This window comes from Ruegeria sp. AL1, from assembly GCF_056540905.1.
Genome location: NZ_JBQFXP010000010.1, coordinates 16,642 through 42,118 on the forward strand (window position 1 = coordinate 16,642; position 25,477 = coordinate 42,118).

A 25,477-nucleotide genomic window follows, 5' to 3' on the forward strand; every position below is an offset into this window, starting at 1 on the left:
ACTCCGAATCTTCATCAGGAAGTTACTCAAAAATCAGTTCATTGGTGCCGTGCTGCACGCGCTGACCGTCCTGATTCAACACATCAAACCGGAAGGTGGCGATTCCGCGCCCCGACCCTTTTGTGACACGCTTGGATATCACAGTCAGTTCGGCCCGGATCACATCCCCGGCGAAAACAGGTTTTTCAAAGCGCCAGTCCCAACCCAATGATGCCAATCCATCAATTTTTGCATCTGACCGGAATTTCAATCCATCGACCACCGACAAAATCAGTAGGCCATGCGCCACCCGCGATTTGAAACCGCGGGCCTGCGCCGCGTCATCGTCGAGGTGCAGAACATATTTATCGCCAGTCAGATTGGCAAAATCGGATATCAGGTCCGCCGAAATTTCGGCAGACCCGGTGCGAATGACATCTCCGACCTGCAGATCGTGAAACCCATAGACGCCAGAGGGCAACGAATCTGTCATGCCGGAACCGGGGCATCCTCGCGCAGCAACCCTTTTGATTTCAGATCGGCCCAGAACGCGGTCGGGATATCATGGCTGAACCAGTTCAGGTTCTGATCCAGCTGCTCGACCGTCCGGGTGCCGGCCATGAAAGTCGGGACAGCAGGGTGCGCGACAACAAACTGCAGCGCGGCAGCTGGCAGCGGTACATTGTATTCGGCGCACACCGTCTCAATCTTGCGAACCTTGTCCATGATATCTGCGGGTGCGGGTGCGTAATTGTATTTTGCACCCTCTTTCGCACCGGTGGCCAGAATGCCCGAATTGAAGCCGCCACCCACAACAACAGCAGCACCGCGGTCTTCACATAGCGGCAGGAACTTATCCAGCGCGTCCTGTTCCAGCAGCGTATAGCGCCCGGCCAGCAGGAAACAGTCAAAGTCGCGCTGTTCCAACGCGGCGTGGCAGACTTCCCATTCATTCACCCCGACACCAATGGCCTTTACAACGCCCTGATCGCGCAGGCTTTCCAGAGCCTTCCACGCGCCATCCATCGCCTGCCTGAACACCTCGGGCTGCTCGTCGCCGCGCGTAAACACGTCTATATCGTGAATGAAACAGATATCCATCCGCTCCAGCGCCATACGTTGCAAACTGTCTTCGACCGAGCGCATCACGCCATCATAGCTATAGTCGAAATGCATCGTGAATGGCGCGGCGTTGGTCCAGGGCTCATAGGCGATATCCTGACGACGGGCGGGCTTGAGCACACGGCCAACTTTTGACGACAACACAAAGTCATCGCGGTTCTTCCAACGCAGACTTTGACCGGTTCGCAATTCGGACAGACCATGGCCGTACATGGGCGCCGTGTCGAAATAGCGAACCCCCGCATCCCAAGCGTGCTGAATCATGGCATCCGAAGTCTGTTCATCGATTTCACGAAAGATGTTGCCGATCGGCGCGGTTCCAAACCCAAAGGTAGAGACCTCAAGATCGACGCGGCCAAATTTGACCTTGGAATTCGGTGTCATGCAAACCTCCCTGATGCAAACCGCTTTGTTGGATTTGCGTGATTTTAAGTAACTGATTGGTTATTTATATCAGTTTCCCCACGCGATCAACCCACTTGACGAACCAGTAGGTGGCATCATATTAGTAACTGATTGGTTACATTAAGGTGCGATACCATGTTTCTGACCGAAACACATATCCAAGTCCGTGACATGACCCGCCAATTCGCGCAGGACGTTATCCGCCCGGCCGCAGAGGAGCTGGACCATGAGTCGCGATTTCCTTCTGAAATCTATGATCAAATGGCCGAGCTTGGCCTGTTCGGCATCTGTGTTCCCGAAAACCTGGGCGGACCGGGTTTCGATACCCTGACCTACGCATTGGTGATGGAAGAACTGTCGCGTGGCTATGCCTCGATCGCGGATCAGTGCGGGCTGCTAGAGCTGGTGACCACCTTGCTCGTGCGTCACGGGACCGTCGAGCAGCAACAGAAGTGGCTGGGCAATCTGCTCACCGCCAAACTGCGCCCAGCCTATTGCATCACCGAGCCCGAAGCAGGGACCGATGTCTCGGGCATTCGCACCACCGCTGTTCGGGACGGGGACGGATGGGTGCTAAACGGAGGCAAGATATGGATTCACAACGCGCCTGTGGCCGATGTTGGTTTTGTCCTGGCCCGCTCCGACCCCGAGGCCGGGCATCGCGGTATGTCGATTTTTCTGGTCGACCTGCACGCAGATGGGGTAACGCGCGGCCCCAAAGAGATCAAGATGGGTCAGCGCGCCAGTCAGGTTGGGCCGCTGTCTTTCGACGATGTGCGTCTGCCTGCTGATGCATTGCTGGGCACCGAAGGGCGCGGCTTTCATATGATGATGAGCGTTTTGGACAAGGGCCGAGTTGGCATCGCCGCGCTGGCCGTGGGGATCGGTCAGGCCGGGCTTGAGGCCGCCACGGAATATGCCCAGCAACGCAAACAGTTCAACAAACCGATTGCCGACTTTCAGGGCGTGCAATGGTTGCTGGCCGATATCGCCAAGGATGTCGAAGCAGCACGCTTGCTGGTGTTCTCGGCCGCGTACAAGATCGACACTGGGCAGGACGCGACCAAAGCCTGTTCCATGGCCAAGTGTTTTGCCGGTGACATGGCGGTACAGCGCTCGTCCGACGCTGTACAAGTCTTTGGGGGATCAGGTTATATCCGAGGCTTTGAGGTCGAACGTTTGTACCGCGATGCCAAAATCACTCAGATTTATGAAGGCACAAACCAGATTCAACGTATGATTATCGCGAGGGAATTGCTGGCAAAAGGGGCCGCCGCATGAGCAGACAGGCAGCACTTGTAACGGGGTCATCACGCGGTATCGGACTTGCAGCAGCAGTGGCCCTGGCGCGAGAAGGGTTTGCGATTGCCGTCAATGGCCCGCAACGGGATGCCGAATTGAAGGCTGCGCTCGAGACGATCCGCGCTCTTGGAGTTCCGGCCATGGCTGCTGCTTTTGACGTCTCGGACATCAAAAGCCACGATGCGCAACTGGCCGCGATCGAAGACCAACTTGGCCCGCTGACCACTTTGGTCAACAATGCAGGTGTCGGCGTCCTGCAACGCGGCGATCTGCTGGAGGTGTCCGAACAGAGCTATGACCGCTGCATGGCAATCAACACCAAGGCGATGTTCTTTCTGTCACAGAGTTTCGCCAAACGCCTGCTCGGACGCGACCGGAACGCCGAGGCCTTCCATTCCATCGTCAATGTGACCTCATCCAACGCTATAGCCGTCGCCGCGCCCCGTGCGGAATATTGTGCGTCGAAGGCCGCGGCCGCGATGATCTCGAAAACCTTTGCCGTGCGACTGGGCCCCGAGGACATTGCGGTCTATGACGTGCAACCCGGTCTGATCGCCACCGAGATGACCGCCCCGGTTATCGAGATGTATGACCAGCGCGCCAAAGACGGGCTGACACTGTTCCCGCGCGTCGGGCAGCCCGAAGATATGGGCAATATCATCGCCGCGCTTGCGAGCGGAAAGCTTCCCTATACCACCGGACAGGTGATCTCGGCTGATGCCGGGATGCTTGTACCCCGTTTTTGAGGTCGACCGATGAAAATCAAACTGCCCGACACCACCGGCAAACTTCACGACTATGCGCTGGTGGGTACGCCGGTTACGCCGTCGAAGCTGAGCGAAAATTCGGCCCGAGTGTTGTATTCCGCCGCGCATGTGGTGGCCGACCCGTTTGGTGATCACGACCCGACCGGCCCGGCCCACGTGGACTGGGCCAAAACCATGGAGTTCCGCCACTATCTGGCAGGCATGGGCATGGGCATCGCCGAGGCGATGGACACGGCCCAACGTGGCATGGGGCTGGATTGGCCCGGTGCACTGGAGCTCATCCGCCGCACGAAAGAAGAGCTCCCTGACGCATTGGTTGCCAACGGATGCGGCACGGACCACTTGGATCCGAAAGATGCAACATCGTTGGATGATGTCCGCCGCGCCTATTTGGAACAGGTCGAAGCAATTCAGAAACTGGACGGGCGGATCATCCTGATGGCCTCGCGCGCGCTGGCCAAGGTGGCGCGCGGACCGGACGATTATATCTCGGTCTATACAGACGTGCTGAATGCCTGCGACCACCCGGTTATTCTGCACTGGCTGGGGGAGATGTTCGATCCTCAATTGGCCGGGTATTGGGGCGGCAACAGTTTTGACAACGCGCTTGAAACCGCTTTGACCGTGATCCGATCCAATCCCGGCAAAGTGGACGGAATCAAGATTTCGCTTCTGGATGCTCAAAAAGAAATCATTATGCGCCGCCTGTTGCCCGATGGTGTCAAGATGTATACGGGCGACGATTTTAACTATCCTGAGTTGATCGAAGGTGATGATCAGGGCTTTTCGCATGCGCTGCTGGGCATTTTCGACCCCCTCGCCCCGGCGGCGGCCTATGCGGTCAGCAAGCTGAGCGAAGGAGATTCCAAAACCTTCCGCGCGACGCTCGATCCCACCGTTCCATTGGCCCGACACATCTTCCGCGCGCCCACACAATACTACAAGACCGGCGTGGTCTTTCTGGCATGGCTGAACGGGTTCCAGGATCATTTCATCATGTTGAACGGCGCCCAGTCCACACGTTCTTTGCCCTATTTCATCGATTGCTTCAAAATGGCCGACGAATGCGGATTGCTGCGCGACATCGATCTGGCGGTGGAACGTATGGAGCATATGTTGAAACTCTACGGAGTCTGAGACTTGCGCGACTTCTCGAACGATCATTCCGCACTCGCGCTGAATACAGCAACGCTGGGTCATAACCTGGATGGGCACGGCGCGGGGTGGTCGCCTGAGCAGGTAATCGATGCCTGCGCTGCACGCGGCTATGGCGGGATCACCTTCTGGCGACGGGAACTGGACGGGCGCGCAGCCCAGATCGGAGAACGAGTCCGCGCCGCAGGCATGCAGGTGGTTGGCTTGTGTCGCACGCCATTTCTGACCGGCCCGCTTGCGTTGCCCTCGGATCAGCAGATCATGGACGATTTCCACATGTCCATCGATCAGGCGGCAGATCTTGGCACCTCGGTCCTGACCATTGTCACCGGCGGGCCCGAGCCCGGCACCAAGGGCGTTTTGGATAGCCAGAAGATTCTGGCGGACCGCGTCGCGCGCGCGGCCCCATACGCGGCGCAGCGCGGGGTTCAACTGGCGTTGGAGCCGCTGAACCCTGCGACCGCAGGTAACCGAACATGCCTGATGACCGCCGCAGATGCGCTGAACGTTTGTGATGCTGTCGGGGCTGATAACGTGGGCGTTGCCATCGACGTCTATCACGTGTGGTGGGACACGACTTTGGCTGACACGTTAGCCACCCGGGCAAACGGCCGCATCCTGGGGTATCACTTGTGCGACTGGTTGGCGGATACGACAGACATCCTGCTGGATCGTGGCATGATGGGAGACGGGGTAGCCGATCTGCCTGCGATACGCGCCGCAGTCGAACACGCCGGCTACGACGGGTTGTGTGAGGTCGAGATCTTCTCGGCCAACAACTGGTGGAAACGTGACCCGGACGAGGTTCTGGACACCATCGTCACCCGGTTTCGCTGCCAGTGCTAGGCCGGTCTCATCTCACTCCCACTCTGCGTCAGAGATACCCATCGATTTAATGCGCGAATGCAGCGTCGTCGGTTTCACACCAAGCAGGGCTGCCGCTCCAGATGCGCCGGAAACCCGGCCTTTTGTCTCGCGCAATGTGGCGACCAAATTTGCGCGCATCAACTCTTGCATCTGTGTTTCCGTCCGAAATGGCGCGTTGGTCTGTGGCGTCGGTGTTGTGCCTGTCAGTTCGATCACAAGCTTGGTGCCATGTGACACGATCGCCGCCCGTTCGATCACATTGTGAAGCTCGCGAACGTTGCCGGGCCAGTCATAGGCCTGCAACTGCTGCACCCCCAAGGCAGTCAGCACGGGAACCGGTCGGTTCAGGCGGCGACATGCGATGTTCAGCAGATGGGTTGCAAGCAAGGGGATGTCCTCTTGCCGGTCGCGTAACGGCAAACAGGTGATCGGAAAAACGTTCAGGAACAAATAAAGATCCTCGCGAATGCGGTCCGCACGGCGCGCCTGCGAGTCGGTCAGGGATGTCGATGCGATCACGCGAATGTCGATGGGCTTTTCGCGCGTGTCGCCCAGCCTTGTAACCGTTCCATTCTGCAGCGCAGCCAACAGCTTACCCTGCAACTCAAGCGGCAATTCCTCGACATCATCAATGAACAGGGTGCCCCCATGGGCCAGCTCCAGCTTGCCCGGCTTGTCGCGCGTGGCCCCGTTGGGCGCACCACGCACATGGCCGAAGAGTTCGGCCTCGATCTCGTCCCGTGCCAGTGACCCGCATTTGAAATGGATCAACGGGCGGCGGGCACGTGGGCTGGCTTTGTGGATTTCAGTCGCGACCAGTGATTTTCCGGTGCCTGTTTCGCCAGACACAAGCACTGTCGCATCTGTTTCTGCCACCAGATCGATCCGGGTTACGATCTGACGGATTGCGGGTGAGGTTCCGATGATGTCGTGATGGGCGCGCTCCGAGGTAATCGCCTCTTGCAAATACGCGTTTTCCTGTTCCAGCCGGTCACGCAACGCGGCCACCTCGTCCAAAGCATCCCGCAACTTGCGCTCGTTTTCCTTGCGGTCCGTTATGTCACGGAAAATCACCACCGCCCCGGCAAGAACCTGTTGGTCGTAGATCGGAGTCGAGACATATTCGACGCGGATCGGCTTGCCATCCTTCCGCCAGAACACCTCATCTTCGATCCGATGCACCTGTTCGAAACGAAACGAGCGGTAAATCGGGCATTGCTGCGAGGGATAGACGTCGCCGTTCAGATGATGGTGATGGATCATCGAGTGGATGTCCTTTCCCAACAGATCCTCGGTCGTCCAGCCCAGCATCTCTTGCGCTGCGCGATTGACGAATGTGGTCTTTCCTTCGGCGTTCACACCGTAAATCCCCTCACCCGCCGCGTTCAGGATCAACTGGTTTTGGCGCTCCAGCTCTGCAAAGAAACCCTCCGTACGCCTCCATTCCAGAATACCTGCGCGAAAGGTCTGGGCCGTCGCAGTCAGTTCCGCCCGTTGATCCAGCGCGTCCAGATCGGTGATCGTCATCATCAACCAACCGGCTTTTCCTCGCACAGGACGGGCGCGCAGCTCGACCCGAATGGCTTTCCCCTGCACGGAGGTCAGAGTAACGTCGCGGGTCCAGCTTTCGCACCTGTGATCCACCTCCTCGATAAACACAATAAACTCGGGCAGCGCCTCTTTCAGGTAAGACGAAAAGGCGCGCGGGGATGCATTGGGCGCGCCCGACAACAATGTTGCGGCGGGCCGATTCCAACGAACCACGCGATCAGACGCGGTGTCGAGAACCAGTGCGGCCTCCGGCATAGACAGCAAAACGGAATCAGGTGACAGATGATCAAGGGACATGGGGTCAGTGTATCGCTGCGATGCAGCGTCAGAAAACGAAATTTCGTAATTTACGATTTATCGTAAAATCTAAACCGCATGACTCTCTTTAAAACCATGATCTTATTAATCTTTTATGAGTGCACAAATTTTGTGCCCCTACTGTTTCACGCGACATCCGGCTGGCACGATGGTGGCAACTCCATTGCGAAAGGGTGAAGCCATGACACTGAAGAGCCTGGGAAATCCGTTTTCCGAGAAAACCGATCTGCGACATGGGGCCGATTGCGGCTGCGAGGGATGCTTGTCGGGGCACGGGCATGACAAGGACCATGTCGAGGCCACAACCATGTCCTCGGAAGAAATGACCGAACGCGTGGTCGAAAGCGCGATCGTCCGGTCGATTTTTGGTCAGAGCGACATCAGCCGCCGCTCATTCATGGGGATGCTGGGCGGTGGCACGGCTGCTGCTGCGCTGGCCTCGGTCTTTCCTCTGGATCAGGCCAAAGCGGCCATTCTGGACAACCTTGGCACACCCGAAAAAACCGATCTGAACATCGGTTTTGTCCCGATAACCTGCGCCACGCCGATCATCATGGCGCAACCGATGGGTTTCTACGAACGTTACGGTCTGAACGCGCAGGTGATCAAGACGGCCGGTTGGGCTGTGGCGCGCGACAAATCTCTGTCGGGCGAATATGACGCCAGCCACATGCTAACTCCGATGCCTCTGGCCATGACGTTGGGCGCAGGCTCGGTTGCGACCCCATACATTATGCCAGCGGTCGAGAACATCAACGGACAAGCCATCGTGCTGTCGAACGAACATCTGGACAAGCGCGACCCGAAGCAGTGGAAGGGGTTCACCTTCGGCGTGCCATTCGAATACTCGATGCACAACTTCCTGCTGCGCTATTACGTGGCCGAGTTCGGGCTGGACCCCGATGTCGATATCCAGATCCGCGTTGTGCCGCCGCCAGAGATGGTTGCGAACCTGCGCGCCGGAAACCTCGACGGCTATTTGTCGCCCGATCCGTTCAACCAACGCGCGGTCTGGGAAGGGATCGGGTTCATCCACACCCTGACCAAAGAGATCTGGGAAGGGCATCCGTGCTGCGCCTTCGCCGCCCCGCTGAGTTTTGCGACCGAGCTGCCCAACACCTACGGCGCGTTGCTCAAGTCGATCATCGACGCCACTCAGTTCGCGTCAAACCCCGACAACCGCAAGGATATCTCGGAAGCGATTGCGCCGACCAATTACCTCAATCAGCCTGTTCCGGTGATCGAGCAGGTCCTGACCGGCACCTACGCCGATGGTCTGGGCGAGGTGCAGCAAGTGCCTGACCGGATCGATTTCGATCCGTTCCCGTGGCATTCGATGGGGGTCTGGATCCTGACGCAGATGAAGCGTTGGGGATATATCGAAGGCGACGTGGATTACAAAGGTGTGGCCGAGCAGGTTTACTTGGCCGCAGATGCCAAGAAGATCATGAACGATCTTGGGTATGACGCACCCGATGTGACTTACAAATCCCATACAATCATGGGCAAAACTTTCGATCCCAAAGACCCCGAAGGTTATGTCTCCAGCTTCGCGATCGGGAAAGCCTGACAGATGCTGGACACTCTTTCCATCAACCAGCGGGCCGCGCTTTTGTCGGTGGTCATGCTGGTGTTCGGCCTCCTGATCTGGGAGGCCGCCATTCCCGCCCAGAAAGCCGCCGGAGAACTCACTGAATACGAGCGCCTGACAGGTGGAGGAGCGCAAAAGGCTGGCGTCCCCCCGCCAAGCCAGGTCATCGCCAAGGCATGGGAGCAGTTGTCGAACCCGTTCTATGACGCAGGCCCGAACGACAAAGGCATCGGCATTCAGATCGGCTATTCGATCTACCGTGTTCTGACCGGGTATTTCATGGCCGCCCTTGTGGCAATCCCGCTGGGTTTTCTGATTGGTATGAGTCAGGTCGCCTACAAAGCCTTCAACCCGTTCATTCAGGTGCTGCGGCCCATATCTCCGCTGGCATGGATGCCATTGGCGCTGTTCATCATTCAGGACAGCGAGGCAAGTGCGATCTTTGTGATCTTCATCTGCTCGATCTGGCCGATGCTGATCAACACGGCCTTCGGAGTGGCTGGTGTCAGGCAAGATTGGGTCAACGTGGCGCGCACGCATGAACTAGGGCCGTTTCGCACTGCCTTTACCGTGATCCTGCCCGCTGCTGCGCCAACAATTATCACCGGCATGCGTATCTCGATCGGAATCGCCTGGCTTGTGATCGTGGCGGCCGAGATGCTCGTTGGCGGCACAGGCATCGGCTATTACGTGTGGAACGAGTGGAACAATCTCGATCTGACTTCGGTCATCTTTTCCATCCTCATGATCGGCGTCGTCGGAATGCTGCTGGATTCGGCTTTTGCCTACCTGCAACGCGCCGTGGCCTACGCGGAATAAGGAGCAGCATCATGAGCAAACCGTTTCTGAGTATCGAATTGCTGACCCAGCAGTTCCCGGATGGACAGGGCGGCACCCTGACCGTGTTCGAAAACGCCAGCTTCGGCATCGAGAAAGGCGAATTTGTCTGCATTCTCGGGCATTCAGGCTGCGGCAAATCCACGATCATGAACATCCTTGCCGGACTGGCCGAGCCGACCTCGGGCGTCGTCAAGATGGACGGGTTCGAAGTCTCTGGCCCGTCGTTGGATCGCGGCGTCGTATTTCAGAACTATTCGCTGCTGCCATGGCTGTCGGCGTTGAGAAACGTAACCTTCGGGGTCAAGGCCCGATATCCGGATTGGCCCGCCGCCAAGATTGACGCGCATGCCCGGGCCTTTCTGGCCAAGGTCGGACTGGAGGGGGATGTGGTTCACCGCAAACCCAGCCAGTTGTCGGGCGGAATGCGGCAGCGTGTCTCGATCGCGCGGGCCTTTGCCAACCAACCCAAGCTGCTGTTGCTGGATGAACCCTTTGGCGCATTGGACGCATTAACACGGGGCACCATTCAGGACGAACTGTTGAAAGTCTGGAGCGAAACCGAACAGACGGTATTCATGATCACCCATGACATTGACGAGGCAATCCTTCTGGCCGACCGCATCCTGCTGATGACCAATGGTCCGTTTGCACGGGTCGCTGAGTCCGTTGAAATTACGATCCCCAGACCGCGCAGCCGGACCGAAATCGTCGAGCATCCGAACTACTACGCGATCCGCAATCATCTGGTGCAATTCCTGGGTCAACGCTCGAAAGAACTGGCCGGGCAAGCCAGTGATGGTGCGGCGCAGACACCGGACTCGGTCGTTATCGATCTGACCGAAGCCGCCCCGGCCGAAGCTGAAATCAACCCCCCATTACGCGCGGTCAATGACTGACCCGACCGGCGCTTTGACACCACGACCAAGCAGGAGGAACCCCCTATGAAAGATACACTTGAACTGCCTCAAATGATGACCAAAGAAGATGTAACGCTGATGATCCTGTCCGCCAAAAAACAGGCGGGGCTGACATGGGAAGGTATCGCGGAAAAGATTGACATGTCGCCGGTCTGGACCCACTCCGCCTGCATGGGCATGAACGCCTTTCCCAAAGACAAGGCCCAAGCGCTTGTGTCCATGATGGGCCTGCCGCAAGAAGCGGCGGGCGTGCTGGAAGAGCCCCCCACCAAGGTCTGGGAACAAAGCGTCCCAACTGACCCTTGCATCTATCGGTTCTACGAAATCGTCGGCGTCTACGGCCCGACACTGAAAGCGCTGATAGAAGAAAAGTTCGGAACCGGGATCATGTCTGCGATCGATTTCGACATGCAGGTCACACGCGTACCGCACGAAAAAGGAGACCGGGTCAAGGTCGAGATGTCCGGCAAATACCTGTCTTACAATTCCTGGTAGACCAGACCCTTACGCGGTTTTTTCACTCAGATAAGCAAGCCAATTGGCTGCTTTGCCTCACCGCTTTTGGTTTACGCGGTGAGGCATATTCAGGGGGCCGTCATCAAAGCTCGATATCGCACACGAAAACGCCATCCGCGCCACCGTCTAGCTGCGCGACGATGCGGCCACCGATTTCCTGATGGGTCGGGTCTTCAAGATAGGTGTCGCGCACTGGTGTGTCGCGAAAGTCGAACCAGAACATATCGGTGAACCCACGCACCAGCGGCGTTTCAACCGAGACGTTCTTGCGATGCTGAAAGTCCAAAATACCTTCGATATGGCCTGACAAAGCGGCCAGATCGGCATAGAGCGCCTGCTTGTCGGCCTCCGGCACGTTTTCCCTGAATCGCAGATGGACGAGGTGGCGGATCATCAAAGCCTCCCTTCGATATTATTCCCAGAAATCAGCCTTTTTGCGGGCTTTAAAGGCGGACAATCCGGTTTGCAATTCCGGCTGCATGGCTGCGGCGCGACCAGCCAGAACTTCAAACACGCGCTCACGCTCTTCGCCTTCGGCAGCGTTGATCAGCATCTTGACCAACTCGGTGGCAACGGGCCCGCGATGACGCAGGCTTTGGGCCACCTCATAGGCGGCAGCCATACCTTCACCTTGCGGGACAACCTGATCCACCAGCCCCAGACCCGCAGCCTCGGTCGCGTCGAACTGTGCACCAAATACGGCCATACGCCGAACGATCTGCGCCCCAAACCGGCGCACGGTGCGCTGTGTGCCGGACCAGCCCGGAATGATACCCAAAGCAGGTTCAGGTTGACCGATGCGAATATGCGCCTCGGCGATACGCAAATCGGCGCAAGCGGCAAGTTCCAACCCACCCCCCAGCGCATGACCGTTCAAGACGGCAATCACCGGTTGTCGCAGTCGCGCCAGCGCGTCCAGCGCCTGATGCCCGTCCCGCAGCCAATGGCGTGCGAACCCGTCCGCTGAGTGATCGGCCCAAGCATCAATGTCACCACCTGCACAAAATGCACGCCCGGCACCGGTGAGGATGACCACATGCGCATCTTCGGCCCGCTCAATACGACGGCACACAGCCAGCAGATCGTCCATCATTGCTTCGGTCAGCGCATTCAGCCGTTCGGGGCGGTTGAGCGTAAGACGGGCAATGCCGGCCTCAATATCAAGCAGGAAATGGTCCATCATGCGGCAGGCAGCGCCAGACCCATCAAGGCTGGGTCAAACAGATTGGCGTCCATGACCTTCAGATCATCTGCCACCAAAAGTGGCGTTGCCGCCTTATCCAGAATATCCCGCTGCAGATCAATACCAGGCGCGATTTCCGTAACCATCAGGCCCTGATCGCTCAACCTGATCACGCAACGCTCGGTCACATAGGTCACATCCTGTCCCTGAAGCCGCGCCCGTTTGCCCGAGAACGAGATCTGATCAACCTCATCCACAAATTTGGCGACTTTGCCCTCTTGCAGGATATTCAGTTGCCCGTTTTCGATAGTCATCTTGGCGCCTGCGTTAAAGTTGCCAGAGAATACGATCTTACGCGCCCGAGCCGTGATGTCCACAAATCCCCCTGCCCCGGCGGTGCGATGTGGGATAGCCGACAATCGAGACACGTTCACCGATCCGTTTTTGTCGACTTCGAGGAAAGACAACAGCGACGCGTCGAAGCCGCCCGCCTGGAAATAGCAGAACTGATGGGGTGACGGCACGAAAGCCTCGGCATTGGCAGAGCAGCCAAATTTGAAATCCAGCAACGGCACGCCGCCTACGGCACCCTGCTCGATCATCCATGTAACCGATCCATGAAGCCCTTCTTCGACCAGAATACGCGGCACGTTGGCCGAGATGCCAAATCCGATATTCACGGCCCAGCCATCCTTGAGTTCCTGAGCGACCCGGCGGGCAATAACTTTGCCGACATTGAATTCCGCCGTGCGGAAACTTTCAATCGGGCGGGTCAATTCACCCGAGATAGCCGGGTCATATTCCGTCGCCGTGGTCTGCAACTGCTCTGGCGCTTCGACAATCGCATCTACCAGAATGCCCGGCACATGCACGTCATGGGGGCGAATACTGCCCGCAGCGGCGATACGCTTTGCCTGCGCGATCACCACGCCGCCATTATTTCTTGCGGCCAGAGCCATTTCCATCGCGCCCAGATACGCCCCTTCATGTTCGAAACTCAGGTTGCCCTTTTCATCGGCTGTCGTGGCCCGGATGATTGCGACGTTTGGGGCCATGGATTTAAAGTACAACCAGTCTTCGCACTCAAACGCCATCCGTTTGACAATGGGTTCGGCGCGGGCTGCCTCGTTCATGGCGCAACCTTCGATATCGGGGTCAACAAAGGTATCCATCCCAACTTTTGTCAGAACACCCGGACGTTTGGCTGCCGCTTCGCGCAGCATGTCAAAGATGATGCCCGAGGGAACATTATAGGCGCGCACCTGCTCGGCGGTGATCATTTGCCAGATCAGCGGCGGTTCCGCCTTGCTGGGCCCCGATGGGTACGAGCCGCCTATGATCCGTGTCAGCAAACCCGGTTTGGCGATGTGATCGACCCCTTTCGTGCCGAACATATCCCCCGCCGCAATCGGATGGATCGTAGTCAGATTCCTTGGCGCCCCTTCCGCATCGAACCGCTCGCCCAAACCTTGCAAAACCACATCCGGACAGCACAATCCGCTTGAGGAGTTCACCGCCACAGTTGCCCCATCCGGTATAAGGTTGGCGGCATCACGCGCTGTCATCTGCTTGGTCATAAGGCCCTCATCAAGTAACCGTTTGGTTATATAATGTATGACCCAGCCATCGCCCGAAATCAATACATAATCTGTTACATGGAATGAATTGACCTGACCTCAAGTAACCATTAAGTTACTTTTCAGATCTATATGGGAGACACCCGATGAACATATACTATCAGGGCACAAATCAACGCACTTTCGGCACTTTTCCGTTGACGGGAAACGAATTGCGCGACGCGATGATGATCGCTGCCGAAGTCGGGTATCGATCATTCGACACAGCACAGATGTACGAAAACGAAGCGGAAACCGGCGCCGCGCTGGCCGAGCTTGGATTGCCGCGCGACGAAATCTGCGTCACCACCAAGGTCCATCCCGACAACTTCACTGATCAGGCTTTTCTCGCATCCGTCGAAGAAAGCCTGAAGAAACTGAACCTGGACTATGCTGACGTCCTGTTGTTGCACTGGCCACCCGTCGGAGGCGATATCGGCCCATCCCTGAAACTGCTGGAACAGGCACACACAAAAGGGCTGGCGCGCAATATCGGAGTGTCTAACTACACCGCTCAGATGATGCGGGATGCGACCCAAATCATAGACGTTCCTTTGGTCACAAATCAGGTGGAATTCCATCCGCTGCTAAATCAGGACATCCTTCTGACTGCCGCAACCGAAACTGGCATTCCGCTATCGTCCTATTGTTCGGTTGCGCGCGGAGAAGTCTTCAAACACGCGATCTTCGAAGAAATCGGACAAGGCTATGGCAAGACTGCTGGTCAGGTCGTGCTGCGGTGGATTCTGCAAAAGGGTGTTTCGATCAACACCATGTCCACCAAGCGCACGAATATTCAGGCGAATTTTGACGTGATGGACTTTACTCTGTCCAGTATTGACATGGACAGGATCGATGCCATGACCCAAACCGGATATCGCATCGTCAGCGCTGATCTGGTGCCTTGGGCGCCCGATTGGGACTGACAAAAAAGGCGGTGCCCATCTGCGGCACCGCCAGTCTGGGGAGAAACCCTACACCTTCAAAAACCGCGAACCTCAGTGGTTGCCCCGGATCATGTCCGAGGCTTTTTCCGCCATCATGATCGTTGGCGCATTGGTGTTTGATCCGATCAGGCTTGGCATGGCCGAGCTGTCGCAAATCCGCAGCCCGTCAACCCCGTGCACCCGCATCTGCGGATCAACCACGGCCATATCGTCCACACCCATCTTGCAGGTACAGGTGGGGTGATACGAGGTCCGGCCATATTGCCGTGCATAAGCCTCGTACTCCGCCTGTGTCTTTACATTTTCATCGGGGAAACGAATTTGGCGAATGTACTTCTGCAAGCTTTTCTGCCGGAAGATCTCAACGCTGTGCTTCACACCCTCGACCGAGGTTTTCAAGTCATCAGGATGCCCGAGGAAGTTTGGATCAACCAACGGCATGTCTTCCACCCGATTTGACCGCAGCCGCACAGTTCCACGTGCCTTTGGCCGCACCGTGTACGAGTTCAAGGTAATGCCGGAACTGCCTTTGGGCACGCTCGGAACGCCTGCTTCAGCCCCTGCTCCGGCCAGGAAATGGAACTGCAGGTCAGGCACTGGCGCGGACGTATCCCCATACCAGAACGCACCGCCTTCGACCACGTTCGATGCCACCGGGCCCGAACCGAAAAGGTAGTATTGAATACCTGCCCATGCGGCCCAATGGGGTTTGTTGTATTTGTCCAGACTTTGATGGCCCGTCAACTCTGCCACGATATCAATACCGAAATGGTCGTTGAGGTTCTCGCCCACGCCCGGCAAATCATGTTTCACATCGATCCCATGCTCTTGCAGATGCGCCGCCGGGCCAACACCCGACAGCATCATCAGCTTGGGCGTTCCGATTGCTCCCGAGGTGACGAGAACCTCCTGATCTGCGGTGACGGTCTGAACCTCGCCGCCCTTGTCATATTCGACACCGGTCGCGCGCCCGTTTTCAATCACGACCCGATGAACCTGACATCCGGTTTCGACCGTCAGGTTAGCCCGTGACAAAGCAGGTTTCAGGTAACCCACCGCCGCCGAACACCGCCTGGCGTTCCAGGTTGTCGTCTGATAAACACCCGCACCTTCCTGAACTGCGCCATTGAAGTCAGGATTATAGGGAATCCCGGCCTCCTGGCAGGATCGCACGAAGGCGCGGGTCATCTCTTGCGGCGCGTCCAGATTCGAGACCCCCAGAGGGCCCTCGGTTCCGTGCCAGTCGCCGGATAGAATGGCGTTGCGTTCTGACCGGATGAAATATTTCTGGATATCCTTGAACGCCCAGCCTTCACATCCTTCTTCATTGGCCCAACGGTCATAGTCCACGGGGTTGCCACGGGTGAAGACCTCGGCGTTGATCGAGCTACCGCCGCCGATCACCCGACCCTGAGCATAAGGTATCTCGCGGTTGTTGGCGTTGACTTGCGGAACCGTTGTAAAGCCCCATGTGTGAGGCCCGTCGGTCATCTTGGCAAAGCCCACCGGCATGTGGATCAACGGATGGCTGTCCTTGCCACCCGCCTCCAGCAACAGGACCTGCACATTGCTGTCCTCGCTCAGACGACGCGCAAGAACACACCCGGCGGCACCACCGCCGACAATCACATAATCGTACCCGCCTTTTACCATCACTCCACCCAATGTGCACGCTTACCGATCTCGACATGGATCGATTTGACCTGCGTATATTCTTCGACCCCATGCATCCCGGCTTCCCGCCCCCAGCCCGAGGCTTTGAAGCCCCCAATGGGCAGCTCGGGCCCACCGGCCAGCGTGGTGTTGACCCAGAACCGGCCCGCCTGAACGCGGCGCGAAATGGTCAGGGCCTTGTCTATATTCTTGGTCCAGACGCTGGCGGCCAGACCATATTCGGTATCGTTGGCGATCGCGATCGCGTCGTCAATCGTATCGAAAGGGATGACGCAGAGAACAGGGCCGAAAATCTCTTCTTTCGCGATCACCATGTCGTTGGTCACATCGGTGAACACGACCGGATCAATATACTGCCCACCCGAGATCTGAGGTGTGGTTCCCCCGGTCAACAAGGTCGCGCCCTCTTCCTGACCTTTGGCGATATAGGACAGGATCGTGCGGTTCTGCGCGTCCGTCGTAATGGCCCCGGCCTGAGTGCGCTCATCCAGTGGATCACCGACGCGAACCTTGCGCAGCTTGTCGGTCACCATCTCAGCGAACTTATCGGCGACCGAACGCTCGACCAGCAACCGTGCGCCGGACACACAACACTGTCCGGTATTGAAGGCAATCCCAAAGGCGACGCCGTCCGCCGCATCCTCAAGATCGGCATCCGCAAACACGATCTGCGGGTTCTTGCCGCCCAGCTCCAGTCCCAGCTTCTTGAAATTGCTCTGACCAGAGGCCGCCACAACTGATCGGCCAACAGCGGTGGAGCCGGTAAAGGACAGCATGTCCACGTCCATATGCTCGGCCAGCTTTTGACCGATGACGCTGCCCGAACCGGTGACCACATTGAACACGCCGTCGGGCAATCCGGCTTCCGACAATATTTCGGCCAACATCAGAGTGGTCGCGCTGGTCACCTCGGACGGTTTCGCAACGATGGTGCAACCTGACGCCAGAATGTACGGGACCCGTTCGCACAGGATGAGGAACGGGAAGTTCCAAGGCGTGATGAGGCCGACCACACCCACAGGTTCGCGCGTGACGATCCCCATCGCGCCGTCACCGCTGTTGTTGAAACTGTCGCCATGCAGCGCTCGGGCCAGACCTGCAGCGAATTCGAACATGCCAACGCAGCCCGACACCTCGGCCCGCGCCTGGCTGATTGGCTTGCCGTTCTCCAGCGTTTCCCAATAGGCAATCTCATCCGTCCGCTCCCGGATCAGCGTCGCCGCTTTCAGCAACACCGCCGCCCTGTCAGCGCCGGACTGACCGCACCAGCGCCGATCATCAAACGCGGTGCGGGCCGAAGCGACCACCGCGTTCAGATCATCCTCAGTACAACGCGGAATGCGCGTCACCGGGACTCCATGCCCAGGAGAGGCGCGTTCAAACACATCGCGGTCTGCCGCGGCCACGGATTTACCATCCATAAAAAACCCGAATTCGCGCGGTTCAGAGGGCGGGGTCAGAATTTGACTTTGTTGATCCATCAGAAGGGCTCCAGAATTGGGGCGCGGTCAGGACGATGCGTCCAGCCCGTCGCGGAAATCGTTCCAGCCACCGTCAACGGACGACGGCGCATCGTGCCACTGGTGCAGTATCTCACCGGTGGCGGGGTCTTTGTCAGGGATCGGTAGCATCATGATACGCTTGACCGCAGCCTGAAACATCTCGGGCGTCAAGTGGGCTTCCTGAATATTGTCCCAATCGCGCCCGCCTGCGTAACCGCCAACCATCATGATATCGTCGGAATGGCCCACCATCTCGTGGCTGATACCAGCGGGCATGACGATCACGTCGCCGGCAGATATCCGGACCTTGGTCCAGCCTTCCACAGACAGGTTGAACTCCATCCAGCCTGTGGCACATCCCAAACATTCGTGCGAGGTCGAATGGAAATGCGGATACTCATAGACACCCGGATATTCCCAATTGTTGCCCCAACCGTTCTCGCGAAACCGGGCCTTGACCGCATCGATCCCACCGCCGGGAATGGCATTGCGGTGAATCAACAGCGGAAAACGGCTGTTGGGGATCATACCTTCGGGCTTGGATGTATAGGCTTCAACGGTCATCGGGGTGTCCTCCGTGTTTGGTTAATGGGCCAAAACGATCTGTGTCTTCAGGTCTCCGGGTCTGTCGGAAAAAGTGTCAAAGGCGTCTTGAATGCGGTCCAGCGGGTAGGTCGCGCCGGTAAAGCGGTCGGTCTTGATGCGACCGTGGGTCAGGAGTGTCAGCGCATCGTGCATGTCCTGCCCCATCCCGGCCACAGACCCCTTGATCGAGTTTTCCTGCAGGATGGTCTGCAGAATATCGACGGGCAGAGTTTCGCCCACACCGGTCAGACCAAATGCCGCGATATGGCCGCCTTTGCGGATCAGGCGCGTGGCCTGCTGGTAGAGCGCGGGCAGACCGACGCTTTCGATCACCACATCTGCACCGCGCCCATCCGTGTGCTGCAGAACCACGTCTTCCAGTTGGGCAGCGTCAGTAACGCCGATATCGGCCCCGGAATCCAATGCCATGTCCACCCGATCTTGCGACAGATCAGCGACGATGATCGGCGCTGCCCCAATGGTGCGCAGCAACTGCACATGCAGGTTGCCGATGGGGCCAGCGCCCAGCACCACCACCGATTGTCCAAAGGTGATACCGGCCTTACGCGCGCAACGCACCACGCAGGCAAGCGGCTCGGTCAGCGCCAGAACCTCGGGTGGTATGTCCTGTGCGGCGGGTATTACCAACCGGGCGGGAACCGAGATGTATTCGGCAAACGCCCCGTCCATCGTGATGCCCATCTGCTGCATCTCGGGGCAGTTCAGAATCTCGTTACGGCGACACCAATAACAGGTGCCGCAGCCGATGTTCATATCGACGACGACCGGCGCACCAAGGGTCAGGCCAGAGGCACCCTCGCCCAGTTCGGCGATTGTGCCAGTGAACTCATGGCCGGGGATCATCGGCAGATTCTCCGACGCGTAGTGGCCGTTGAAAATATGAATATCCGTACCGCAGATGCCGACACGTGAAATGCGCACCAGCACCTCGTCTCGCCGAGGCACAGGGCGCGGCACATCTTGCACTTCGAACCTGCCGGGTTCGACCAGAACGGCGGCGCGCATTGTTTGTGTCATTTGACGACCCTCAGCTTGGTTCGGTCGATGGTCAGGGCAATCGCGACGATCAGGATGAGGCCGAACACCATCTGCTGCTGGGTCGCGTCCACTTCGAAATACAGCATCGAGGATCGGATCACGGCCACAATAAGCGTGCCGATCAGCGTGTTGATGACCCCGCCAACGCCGCCGGTCAGCGGCGTGCCTCCGACCAGGACCGCAACGATCGCAGGCAGCAGGAACCCGTTTGCCAGAGTGGGAGAACCTCCGGACAACTTGACCGAGAACAGCAAGCCCGCAATCGCCGCCAGTCCACCGGACAAGGCAAAGGCCATGATCTTGATCCGGTTGACGTTCAGACCCGAGGCCACAGCGGCTGGCTCACCTGCCCCTACAGCCTTTAGCGCGCGGCCAAAGGTTGTGCGGGATTGCAGGAACCACGCGCCCAGAACCAAAACAGCCGCAATGATGAGTTCGCTCGGCAACCCCGCAACCGAGCCGGTCATCCAACCAAAGGTGGAATCCCGCAGCGTGGCATCCATGAACAGTGCCCGCTGGCCCGACATATACTGCGCCGCCGAAAAGGCGATGCCGCCCACCGCAAGGGTCGAGATGAAGGACGGCACATAAAGCCGCGTCGTGACATAGCCCGAGATACTGCCCAGAACCACTCCGGACAGAATACACAACAGCGCCGCGCCGATCCCGAATGTCGGCAGGGCTATCGTGGCGACCACCGTGGTCATATTGGCGACCGACTGCGCCGACAGGTCGATCCCGCCGATATAGATCGCGAAAGTCATACCAAGCGCCATGATGAACAGCGGTACGATGTCGGCGGCCATCGAGATCAGGTTGGCGGGCCGCAGAAAGTTGGAATCTGCAGCGCCGACGACCAGCACCAGAACCAGCAGAGTGATCCAGGGCAGATGGGGTTTGATACGTTCAAAACTCATGGGTCCGGCCTCAGATCATGTGGTGGACAAGGTCATAAAGCGACGGTTTGTCCCCCGGGCTGCAATCGAAACGTTTCTGGGCGATGCCATCCTTCAGGACGATGATCGTGTGGCTGAGGCCAATGGCCTCTTCCAGTGTGTCCGCGACCAGAATGATGCCGACGCCGTCGTCCGACATCTCTCGCACCATGTCATAAACATCTTCCTTGGCGCCAATATCCAGACCACGCGTCGGGTGATCCAGCAGGATGATATCCGACCCGGCCGAGCGCCATTTGGCCAGCACCACTTTTTGCTGGTTGCCGCCGGACAGCCCGCCACAATCCTTGTAGACATCCGGTGTCTTGATCGCCAAACGGTCGATCCATTGGCGGGCCAGCGATTTTTCCTCGCCAATCCGCAGCACGCCCGAATTGGCATAGTTTCCCATTTGGCTGAGCGTCATATTCTCATACACATTCATCCCCGCGACGATCCCTTCGACCTTGCGTTCGCGAGGGATGTAACCAACGCCACTGGCGACCCCAGCCTGTGCTTTGAATTTGCTGACAGCAGATCCTTTCAGGCTGACCGCACCCGAGGACGGGGTTTCAAGACCAAAGATCGTCCGCAGGATTGCCTCGCGCCCGGAACCTTCGGTGCCGACCAGACACAGCACCTCACCCGGGCGCAGATCGAAGGAGATGTCCGAATACCGGCCGGTGATCGAGACATTTTCGAAGGACACCAGCGGCGGCGCATCGGCCTGATAGGGTTTCTGCTTCTGCTCGCGATAATATTCCTTGTCGACATCGCGCCCGACCATCTTGTGCTGGATCGCATCGACATTCGCGTCGTCATGGGCGACGACGTCCACCACCTCGCCATCCTTCATCACATAGATACGGTCAGACAGGTCCAGAACCTCGTCCATGCGGTGACTGACGAAGATAAAGGACGCCCGCTTGGTCAGTTCGCGTACCAGCGAAAACAGCAACTCTACCTCTTCCTTGGCCAGAACCGAGGTCGGTTCGTCCAGCAGAATGACCAGATCGCCGTCGATCCGCTCTTCCAGCGTCAGAACCTTTGCAAGCTCTACCAGTTGCCGCTGCGCGAAGGACAGTTTCGAGGTCGTCGTCGCCGGATCGATATCCAGCTTGACTTTGGCCAGTTGCTTACGCGCGGCCTCGGCCATGGCTTTCCAGTTGATAACGCCGTAACTTACGAATTGCTGCTCGAACCCCAGAAAGATGTTCTCCATCACGGTCAGGTTGGTGATCAGGGATTGTTCCTGAAACACCATGCCGATGCCGTGATCCATCGCCTGACGTGGATTCTGGAAGCGAACCTTGGTGCCATCGATGGTGATGTCGCCGCCGTCGGGCTGATAGGCGCCGTAGATGACCTTCATCAGCGTGGACTTGCCCGCGCCGTTTTCACCAACGAGGCCCACGATCTCGCCCCGTCCTATCTTGAAATCCACGGATTTCAGAGCGTGGACGCCGGGGAATTTCTTGTCGACATTGATCAGTTCGTACATTTGCCCGCCCCTATTTCACGAAGGTTACGGATTTGCGGTCGGTCGACAGAACCACCGCGGCGATGACCAATATGCCCAGAACACCATCCTGCACATAACCGGGCAACCCGATCACAACCATGCCGTTGTTGATGACATTCACGATCAGCACTCCGATCAGCGTGTTCCACACTCCGCCGATCCCGCCCCACAGCGCGGTGCCGCCAACGACGACCGAGGTGATCGAGACAAACATGAAATTCGACCCCGTAGCTGTCTCGGCAATGCCGATCCGGCCCACGGCCAGCAGCGCACCGACCGCATAGAAGACGCCGGCCAGCGCAAAGCCCATGATCCGCACGCGGTTGACGTTCAGACCCGAGGCATGGGCCAGTTCCTCGCCCCCGCCCACGGCGTAGAAGTTGCGGCCCAGCGTGGTGCGGGACTGGATGAACCATGCGATCAGCAGGAAGACCAGCGCGACGTAACACATGATCGGAAAGCCGAACCAGCGCTCGGTCAAAAGCGAGCGAAACAGCTCATCTTCGACGCGCACGCGGTCGCCTCCGGTCAGTAGAAGGGCAAAACCGGTACCGACAAAGCCCATCGCGAGCGAGGCCATGAAGGACGGGATTTTCAACAGCACGTGAACCAGCCCGTTCACCAACCCGATGGCTGCCCCCACCGACAACGCCAGCGGAATGGCCAGCCACGCCCAAGACGCCAGCGTGCCGCCCAAGGCAATAAACGCAAAGGCGAACACGACGGCACACACCGAAACCGTGCCCTCCATCGACAAGTCGATCGAGCCCATGATGATGATGAACGTCACACCGATGGCCACCATCAGCGCGGGCGCGGACGAAATTCCGATCCGTGCGAAATTCCGCAGCGAGAAAAAGCGCGGTTCCATCACTGTGAAAAACAGCACAAGAACCAAAAGGACGATCAGGGGTGCCCATTTGATCAGAACATCCCGTGTCAGCACATTGCTCATGTGCGTCCTCCAACTGAGTGAATTGGCTGAGCCTGCTGTCATCGGATCAGGCCCGGATGCGCGGACCGACGCTTTGGCCGGTCCGCGTCTGGTTTACTTGTATTGAATCTGACCGTTCGACGTGGACCAGAAATCTTTCCAGTCATAGGACGGAACGCTGTCCAGATATTCGGCCTTGAACGCCTGAGCATCTTCGGGCTTGACCATGATGGTCGGGCCATAGAATTCGCGGTGCTCGTTGGGTTCATCCGACGGCTTAAAGTGACCGGTGGCCGCATAGTAGGCCAGCGCCGCCGTGATGCCGCCGCCCCAATGCGGGTTGGTGAACACGGTCGCCAGGATTTTACCTTCGCCCACCAGCTGAACCGCCTGTGGGTTACCGTCATAGGAGACGATGGGCATATCCTCGATACCTTCGGCGCGCAGAGCCTCAAGCACACCGTAGGCGATGGTGTCGTTGGCGCAGTGAACGCCTTTGATGTCATCGCCATAGCGGGTCAGGAAGGCGCTCATGACCTGATTGGCTTTCTGCGTATCCCAGTCCGCAGGTTCCGCCGCCAGCAGTTCGGCATTCGGATAGTCGTTCAGCGCGGTTTTCAGACCGGCCAGACGCTCAATCGCCGGGTTGTTCGACGCGATACCGCCAAGATGAACAACGCCGCCGGAGCCGCCCATGGCATCAAGCAGGATGCGTGCAGTCTGCTCGGCCGGGCCTTCGTCGGACCAGCTCATGTGGCTGACATAGTTGTCACCGAAATCCCACGGGTGCAAATCGTCGGTCTTGTTCCACAGGGTCGAGACATAGGCCCCGGCCTCAACGCAGCTTTCCACCACCGGGCGCGCGTTCGGCGCGTCGTTGGTGTCGATGGCCAGCGCCAGTTCGCCATTGGTTTTCGACAGCAGCGCCTTGACGTCGGCCAGCGATTTCTCGGACGAGCCTTCGTTGATCAGGTGCGTCAGGAAATCCTTGGGCTTGCCCAGGCTTTCGACAAAGGCCTCACCGCCTGAAACGATCTCGTTCCAATACGGGTTGGTGCGGTTGCGGTATGACCACGCAACTGTCGGGTCAGTGATGGCTGCGCGCGCCATACTGCCGAACATGCTTGAGACTGCAGCACCACCCACCCCGTAGGCGGATGCCAGCAGGAAGTTCCGACGCGTGAGTGTCTCTTGTTCGATGTATTTCTTGATGAATGACATATCTTCCTCCCTTTTCGATCTGCACCCGGAGCCAAAGGCACTCACACGCCCTTCCCCCTTGATGCAAGTCTCGCCTGGCCGTGACCTTGCGAAGCTTATGCACTAACTAGTTACTTCTTTACGAAAGCGTGTGTCAAGCGTTAAGAATAAGTGTGTCGGGTTTCCGGCACCCCTGACGACAACCTGAATTCCGTATGGAAATAGCGGTTCAGTTGGCCTGAGTTATTGGGTATGACCCCCAACTGAACGTACGAATGAACGATAGCCCAAGGGACATGGCCGTGGCCGAACCAGCGAAGAAAAGCAAAAAGCGGGACGCGCAGGCAACCAAGGCCCGGATTCTGAACGCGGCCAAGAAGGAATTTGCCAAACACGGTCTCGGCGGCGCCCGCGTCGATGAAATTGCCGAACGGGCAAACGCGAACAAGCGCATGCTGTATCACTATTTTGGCAGCAAGGAGGGCTTGTTCCGCACGGTTTTGGAAGAAGCCTATCTGGACATCCGCAAGGCCGAACAAAAGCTGGATCTCGACAGCCTTTCACCACCGGACGCGCTTGAGGCACTGGTCCGGTTCACCTGGAAATACTATCTCAGAAACCCCGAATTCATCACCTTGGTCAACAGCGAAAACCTGCACCGGGCGCGACATATCAAATCCCTTCCCAGCCTGCCGGTAACGATGCGGGGCCTGGTTGACCTGGTGGACAATATTCTCAAACGCGGGCAGCAAACTGGCGACTTTCGCGAGGGAATTGACGCCACCCAGTTGAACATCACCATCGCCGCAATCGGCTATTACTACCTGACCAACCGCTTCACCGGCTCATTTCTGTTTCAACGGGACATGATGGACGAAAATGCCCTGAACGAACGGCTCGATTTCAACGTTGACAGTATTCTGCGGATCGTTCGCAAGGAACGGGGCTGAAAAAGAAGACAGCCGAGGCCAGAGCACTGTCGATCCGGGC

24 protein-coding genes are annotated in these 25,477 nt (G+C 58.0%); 10 read left to right on the top strand and 14 right to left on the bottom strand.

The annotated features are described in order from the left end of the window. Window positions 1-22: 22 nt before the first annotated feature. Both ACRZ9X_RS16020 and ACRZ9X_RS16025 read right to left on the bottom strand, forming a co-directional pair. Window positions 23-472: a MaoC family dehydratase gene (locus tag ACRZ9X_RS16020; RefSeq protein WP_480520629.1), complete on the bottom strand. Its 450-nt coding sequence runs from the start codon at window positions 470-472 to the stop codon at window positions 23-25. Further along, entirely contained in the window at window positions 469-1,485 is a 1,017-nt protein-coding gene (locus ACRZ9X_RS16025) for an aldo/keto reductase (protein ID WP_480520631.1), read from the bottom strand. Before ACRZ9X_RS16025 ends, ACRZ9X_RS16020 begins: the two co-directional genes overlap by 4 nt. Window positions 1,486-1,641: 156 nt before the next feature. On the opposite strand from ACRZ9X_RS16025, the gene ACRZ9X_RS16030 reads away from it, so the two are divergent. The 4 genes from ACRZ9X_RS16030 to ACRZ9X_RS16045 are packed head-to-tail and all read left to right on the top strand — an operon-like array spanning window position 1,642 to window position 5,576. After that, on the top strand, window positions 1,642-2,787 hold the full coding sequence (locus ACRZ9X_RS16030) for an acyl-CoA dehydrogenase family protein (RefSeq protein ID WP_480520633.1): 1,146 nt from the start codon (window positions 1,642-1,644) through the stop codon (window positions 2,785-2,787). Beyond that, window positions 2,784-3,554 carry a 3-ketoacyl-ACP reductase gene (locus ACRZ9X_RS16035; RefSeq protein ID WP_480520635.1) on the top strand — a complete coding sequence of 257 codons (771 nt, stop codon included), beginning with the start codon at window positions 2,784-2,786 and terminating at the stop codon, window positions 3,552-3,554. The genes ACRZ9X_RS16030 and ACRZ9X_RS16035 overlap by 4 nt, the downstream gene beginning before the upstream one ends. A gap of 9 nt (window positions 3,555-3,563) precedes the next feature. After that, complete coding sequence (locus ACRZ9X_RS16040; protein WP_480520637.1) at window positions 3,564-4,712, top strand: dihydrodipicolinate synthase family protein; 1,149 nt, start codon at window positions 3,564-3,566, stop codon at window positions 4,710-4,712. Window positions 4,713-4,715: 3 nt separating this feature from the next. Beyond that, on the top strand, window positions 4,716-5,576 hold the full coding sequence (locus ACRZ9X_RS16045) for a sugar phosphate isomerase/epimerase family protein (protein ID WP_480520639.1): 861 nt from the start codon (window positions 4,716-4,718) through the stop codon (window positions 5,574-5,576). Window positions 5,577-5,588: 12 nt separating this feature from the next. Here ACRZ9X_RS16045 and ACRZ9X_RS16050 read toward each other — a convergent pair whose 3' ends face one another. Next, entirely contained in the window at window positions 5,589-7,445 is a 1,857-nt protein-coding gene (locus ACRZ9X_RS16050; RefSeq protein ID WP_480520641.1) for a sigma 54-interacting transcriptional regulator, read from the bottom strand. Window positions 7,446-7,647: 202 nt separating this feature from the next. Between ACRZ9X_RS16050 and ACRZ9X_RS16055 the strand changes: the two genes are divergently transcribed. The 4 genes from ACRZ9X_RS16055 to cynS are packed head-to-tail and all read left to right on the top strand — an operon-like array spanning window position 7,648 to window position 11,309. After that, on the top strand, window positions 7,648-9,036 hold the full coding sequence (locus tag ACRZ9X_RS16055) for a CmpA/NrtA family ABC transporter substrate-binding protein (RefSeq protein ID WP_480520643.1): 1,389 nt from the start codon (window positions 7,648-7,650) through the stop codon (window positions 9,034-9,036). Between the two features lie 3 nt (window positions 9,037-9,039). Then, the gene (gene ntrB, locus ACRZ9X_RS16060) at window positions 9,040-9,876 is read left to right on the top strand and encodes a nitrate ABC transporter permease (RefSeq protein WP_480520645.1); all 837 of its coding nucleotides are present in this window, start codon (window positions 9,040-9,042) and stop codon (window positions 9,874-9,876) included. Window positions 9,877-9,887: 11 nt separating this feature from the next. Next, a complete protein-coding gene (locus ACRZ9X_RS16065) occupies window positions 9,888-10,793 on the top strand; it encodes an ABC transporter ATP-binding protein (RefSeq protein WP_480520647.1) in 906 nt (301 codons plus the stop codon). A gap of 45 nt (window positions 10,794-10,838) precedes the next feature. Beyond that, window positions 10,839-11,309 carry a cyanase gene (gene cynS / locus ACRZ9X_RS16070; RefSeq protein ID WP_480520649.1) on the top strand — a complete coding sequence of 157 codons (471 nt, stop codon included), beginning with the start codon at window positions 10,839-10,841 and terminating at the stop codon, window positions 11,307-11,309. Window positions 11,310-11,412: 103 nt separating this feature from the next. Here the strand turns inward: cynS and ACRZ9X_RS16075 are convergent, their stop codons facing one another. From ACRZ9X_RS16075 to ACRZ9X_RS16085, 3 genes are read right to left on the bottom strand one after another with little or no spacing between them, the layout of a single operon-like run. Continuing rightward, window positions 11,413-11,724 carry a Dabb family protein gene (locus tag ACRZ9X_RS16075; protein WP_480520651.1) on the bottom strand — a complete coding sequence of 104 codons (312 nt, stop codon included), beginning with the start codon at window positions 11,722-11,724 and terminating at the stop codon, window positions 11,413-11,415. An 18-nt stretch (window positions 11,725-11,742) separates the two neighbouring features. Continuing rightward, window positions 11,743-12,513, bottom strand: coding sequence for an enoyl-CoA hydratase/isomerase family protein (locus ACRZ9X_RS16080; protein ID WP_480520653.1), 771 nt, complete (start codon window positions 12,511-12,513; stop codon window positions 11,743-11,745). After that, the gene (locus ACRZ9X_RS16085; protein WP_480520655.1) at window positions 12,510-14,090 is read right to left on the bottom strand and encodes an acyl CoA:acetate/3-ketoacid CoA transferase; all 1,581 of its coding nucleotides are present in this window, start codon (window positions 14,088-14,090) and stop codon (window positions 12,510-12,512) included. Before ACRZ9X_RS16085 ends, ACRZ9X_RS16080 begins: the two co-directional genes overlap by 4 nt. A 146-nt stretch (window positions 14,091-14,236) precedes the next feature. Here ACRZ9X_RS16085 and ACRZ9X_RS16090 point away from each other — a divergent pair, with 146 nt between their 5' ends. Beyond that, a complete protein-coding gene (locus ACRZ9X_RS16090) occupies window positions 14,237-15,055 on the top strand; it encodes an aldo/keto reductase (RefSeq protein WP_480520657.1) in 819 nt (272 codons plus the stop codon). A 72-nt stretch (window positions 15,056-15,127) separates the two neighbouring features. Here ACRZ9X_RS16090 and ACRZ9X_RS16095 read toward each other — a convergent pair whose 3' ends face one another. From ACRZ9X_RS16095 to ACRZ9X_RS16130, 8 genes are all read right to left on the bottom strand, one after another. Further along, window positions 15,128-16,729 carry a GMC family oxidoreductase gene (locus ACRZ9X_RS16095; RefSeq protein ID WP_480520659.1) on the bottom strand — a complete coding sequence of 534 codons (1,602 nt, stop codon included), beginning with the start codon at window positions 16,727-16,729 and terminating at the stop codon, window positions 15,128-15,130. After that, window positions 16,729-18,231 (bottom strand): aldehyde dehydrogenase family protein, encoded by a 1,503-nt coding sequence (locus ACRZ9X_RS16100; protein ID WP_480520661.1) that lies wholly within the window; start codon window positions 18,229-18,231, stop codon window positions 16,729-16,731. The genes ACRZ9X_RS16095 and ACRZ9X_RS16100 overlap by 1 nt, the downstream gene beginning before the upstream one ends. Window positions 18,232-18,258: 27 nt before the next feature. Beyond that, window positions 18,259-18,816 carry a hypothetical protein gene (locus tag ACRZ9X_RS16105; protein ID WP_480520663.1) on the bottom strand — a complete coding sequence of 186 codons (558 nt, stop codon included), beginning with the start codon at window positions 18,814-18,816 and terminating at the stop codon, window positions 18,259-18,261. A 21-nt stretch (window positions 18,817-18,837) separates the two neighbouring features. Next, window positions 18,838-19,875 (bottom strand): zinc-dependent alcohol dehydrogenase, encoded by a 1,038-nt coding sequence (locus ACRZ9X_RS16110; protein ID WP_480520665.1) that lies wholly within the window; start codon window positions 19,873-19,875, stop codon window positions 18,838-18,840. Continuing rightward, entirely contained in the window at window positions 19,872-20,813 is a 942-nt protein-coding gene (locus tag ACRZ9X_RS16115) for an ABC transporter permease (RefSeq protein WP_480520667.1), read from the bottom strand. Before ACRZ9X_RS16115 ends, ACRZ9X_RS16110 begins: the two co-directional genes overlap by 4 nt. Window positions 20,814-20,823: 10 nt before the next feature. Next, a complete protein-coding gene (locus ACRZ9X_RS16120; RefSeq protein WP_480520669.1) occupies window positions 20,824-22,332 on the bottom strand; it encodes a sugar ABC transporter ATP-binding protein in 1,509 nt (502 codons plus the stop codon). A 10-nt stretch (window positions 22,333-22,342) separates the two neighbouring features. Further along, on the bottom strand, window positions 22,343-23,308 hold the full coding sequence (locus ACRZ9X_RS16125) for an ABC transporter permease (protein WP_480520671.1): 966 nt from the start codon (window positions 23,306-23,308) through the stop codon (window positions 22,343-22,345). A gap of 93 nt (window positions 23,309-23,401) precedes the next feature. After that, window positions 23,402-24,508: a sugar ABC transporter substrate-binding protein gene (locus ACRZ9X_RS16130; RefSeq protein ID WP_480520673.1), complete on the bottom strand. Its 1,107-nt coding sequence runs from the start codon at window positions 24,506-24,508 to the stop codon at window positions 23,402-23,404. 254 nt (window positions 24,509-24,762) lie between these two features. Here ACRZ9X_RS16130 and ACRZ9X_RS16135 point away from each other — a divergent pair, with 254 nt between their 5' ends. Beyond that, the gene (locus tag ACRZ9X_RS16135) at window positions 24,763-25,437 is read left to right on the top strand and encodes a TetR/AcrR family transcriptional regulator (protein WP_480520675.1); all 675 of its coding nucleotides are present in this window, start codon (window positions 24,763-24,765) and stop codon (window positions 25,435-25,437) included. The last annotated feature ends 40 nt before the right edge of the window (window positions 25,438-25,477 follow it).

Excerpts from the sequence above, each read along its gene's own strand:
- ACRZ9X_RS16020 (WP_480520629.1), bottom strand. The coding sequence starts at position 472 with ATGACAGATTCGTTGCCCTCTGGCGTCTATGGGTTTCACGATCTGCAG.
- ACRZ9X_RS16025 (WP_480520631.1), bottom strand. The coding sequence starts at position 1,485 with ATGACACCGAATTCCAAGGTCAAATTTGGCCGCGTCGATCTTGAGGTC.
- ACRZ9X_RS16030 (WP_480520633.1), top strand. The coding sequence starts at position 1,642 with ATGTTTCTGACCGAAACACATATCCAAGTCCGTGACATGACCCGCCAA.
- ACRZ9X_RS16035 (WP_480520635.1), top strand. The coding sequence starts at position 2,784 with ATGAGCAGACAGGCAGCACTTGTAACGGGGTCATCACGCGGTATCGGA.
- ACRZ9X_RS16040 (WP_480520637.1), top strand. The coding sequence starts at position 3,564 with ATGAAAATCAAACTGCCCGACACCACCGGCAAACTTCACGACTATGCG.
- ACRZ9X_RS16050 (WP_480520641.1), bottom strand. The coding sequence starts at position 7,445 with ATGTCCCTTGATCATCTGTCACCTGATTCCGTTTTGCTGTCTATGCCG.
- ACRZ9X_RS16055 (WP_480520643.1), top strand. The coding sequence starts at position 7,648 with ATGACACTGAAGAGCCTGGGAAATCCGTTTTCCGAGAAAACCGATCTG.
- ntrB (WP_480520645.1), top strand. The coding sequence starts at position 9,040 with ATGCTGGACACTCTTTCCATCAACCAGCGGGCCGCGCTTTTGTCGGTG.
- ACRZ9X_RS16065 (WP_480520647.1), top strand. The coding sequence starts at position 9,888 with ATGAGCAAACCGTTTCTGAGTATCGAATTGCTGACCCAGCAGTTCCCG.
- cynS (WP_480520649.1), top strand. The coding sequence starts at position 10,839 with ATGAAAGATACACTTGAACTGCCTCAAATGATGACCAAAGAAGATGTA.
- ACRZ9X_RS16075 (WP_480520651.1), bottom strand. The coding sequence starts at position 11,724 with ATGATCCGCCACCTCGTCCATCTGCGATTCAGGGAAAACGTGCCGGAG.
- ACRZ9X_RS16080 (WP_480520653.1), bottom strand. The coding sequence starts at position 12,513 with ATGATGGACCATTTCCTGCTTGATATTGAGGCCGGCATTGCCCGTCTT.
- ACRZ9X_RS16085 (WP_480520655.1), bottom strand. The coding sequence starts at position 14,090 with ATGACCAAGCAGATGACAGCGCGTGATGCCGCCAACCTTATACCGGAT.
- ACRZ9X_RS16090 (WP_480520657.1), top strand. The coding sequence starts at position 14,237 with ATGAACATATACTATCAGGGCACAAATCAACGCACTTTCGGCACTTTT.
- ACRZ9X_RS16095 (WP_480520659.1), bottom strand. The coding sequence starts at position 16,729 with ATGGTAAAAGGCGGGTACGATTATGTGATTGTCGGCGGTGGTGCCGCC.
- ACRZ9X_RS16100 (WP_480520661.1), bottom strand. The coding sequence starts at position 18,231 with ATGGATCAACAAAGTCAAATTCTGACCCCGCCCTCTGAACCGCGCGAA.
- ACRZ9X_RS16105 (WP_480520663.1), bottom strand. The coding sequence starts at position 18,816 with ATGACCGTTGAAGCCTATACATCCAAGCCCGAAGGTATGATCCCCAAC.
- ACRZ9X_RS16110 (WP_480520665.1), bottom strand. The coding sequence starts at position 19,875 with ATGACACAAACAATGCGCGCCGCCGTTCTGGTCGAACCCGGCAGGTTC.
- ACRZ9X_RS16115 (WP_480520667.1), bottom strand. The coding sequence starts at position 20,813 with ATGAGTTTTGAACGTATCAAACCCCATCTGCCCTGGATCACTCTGCTG.
- ACRZ9X_RS16120 (WP_480520669.1), bottom strand. The coding sequence starts at position 22,332 with ATGTACGAACTGATCAATGTCGACAAGAAATTCCCCGGCGTCCACGCT.
- ACRZ9X_RS16125 (WP_480520671.1), bottom strand. The coding sequence starts at position 23,308 with ATGAGCAATGTGCTGACACGGGATGTTCTGATCAAATGGGCACCCCTG.
- ACRZ9X_RS16130 (WP_480520673.1), bottom strand. The coding sequence starts at position 24,508 with ATGTCATTCATCAAGAAATACATCGAACAAGAGACACTCACGCGTCGG.
- ACRZ9X_RS16135 (WP_480520675.1), top strand. The coding sequence starts at position 24,763 with ATGAACGATAGCCCAAGGGACATGGCCGTGGCCGAACCAGCGAAGAAA.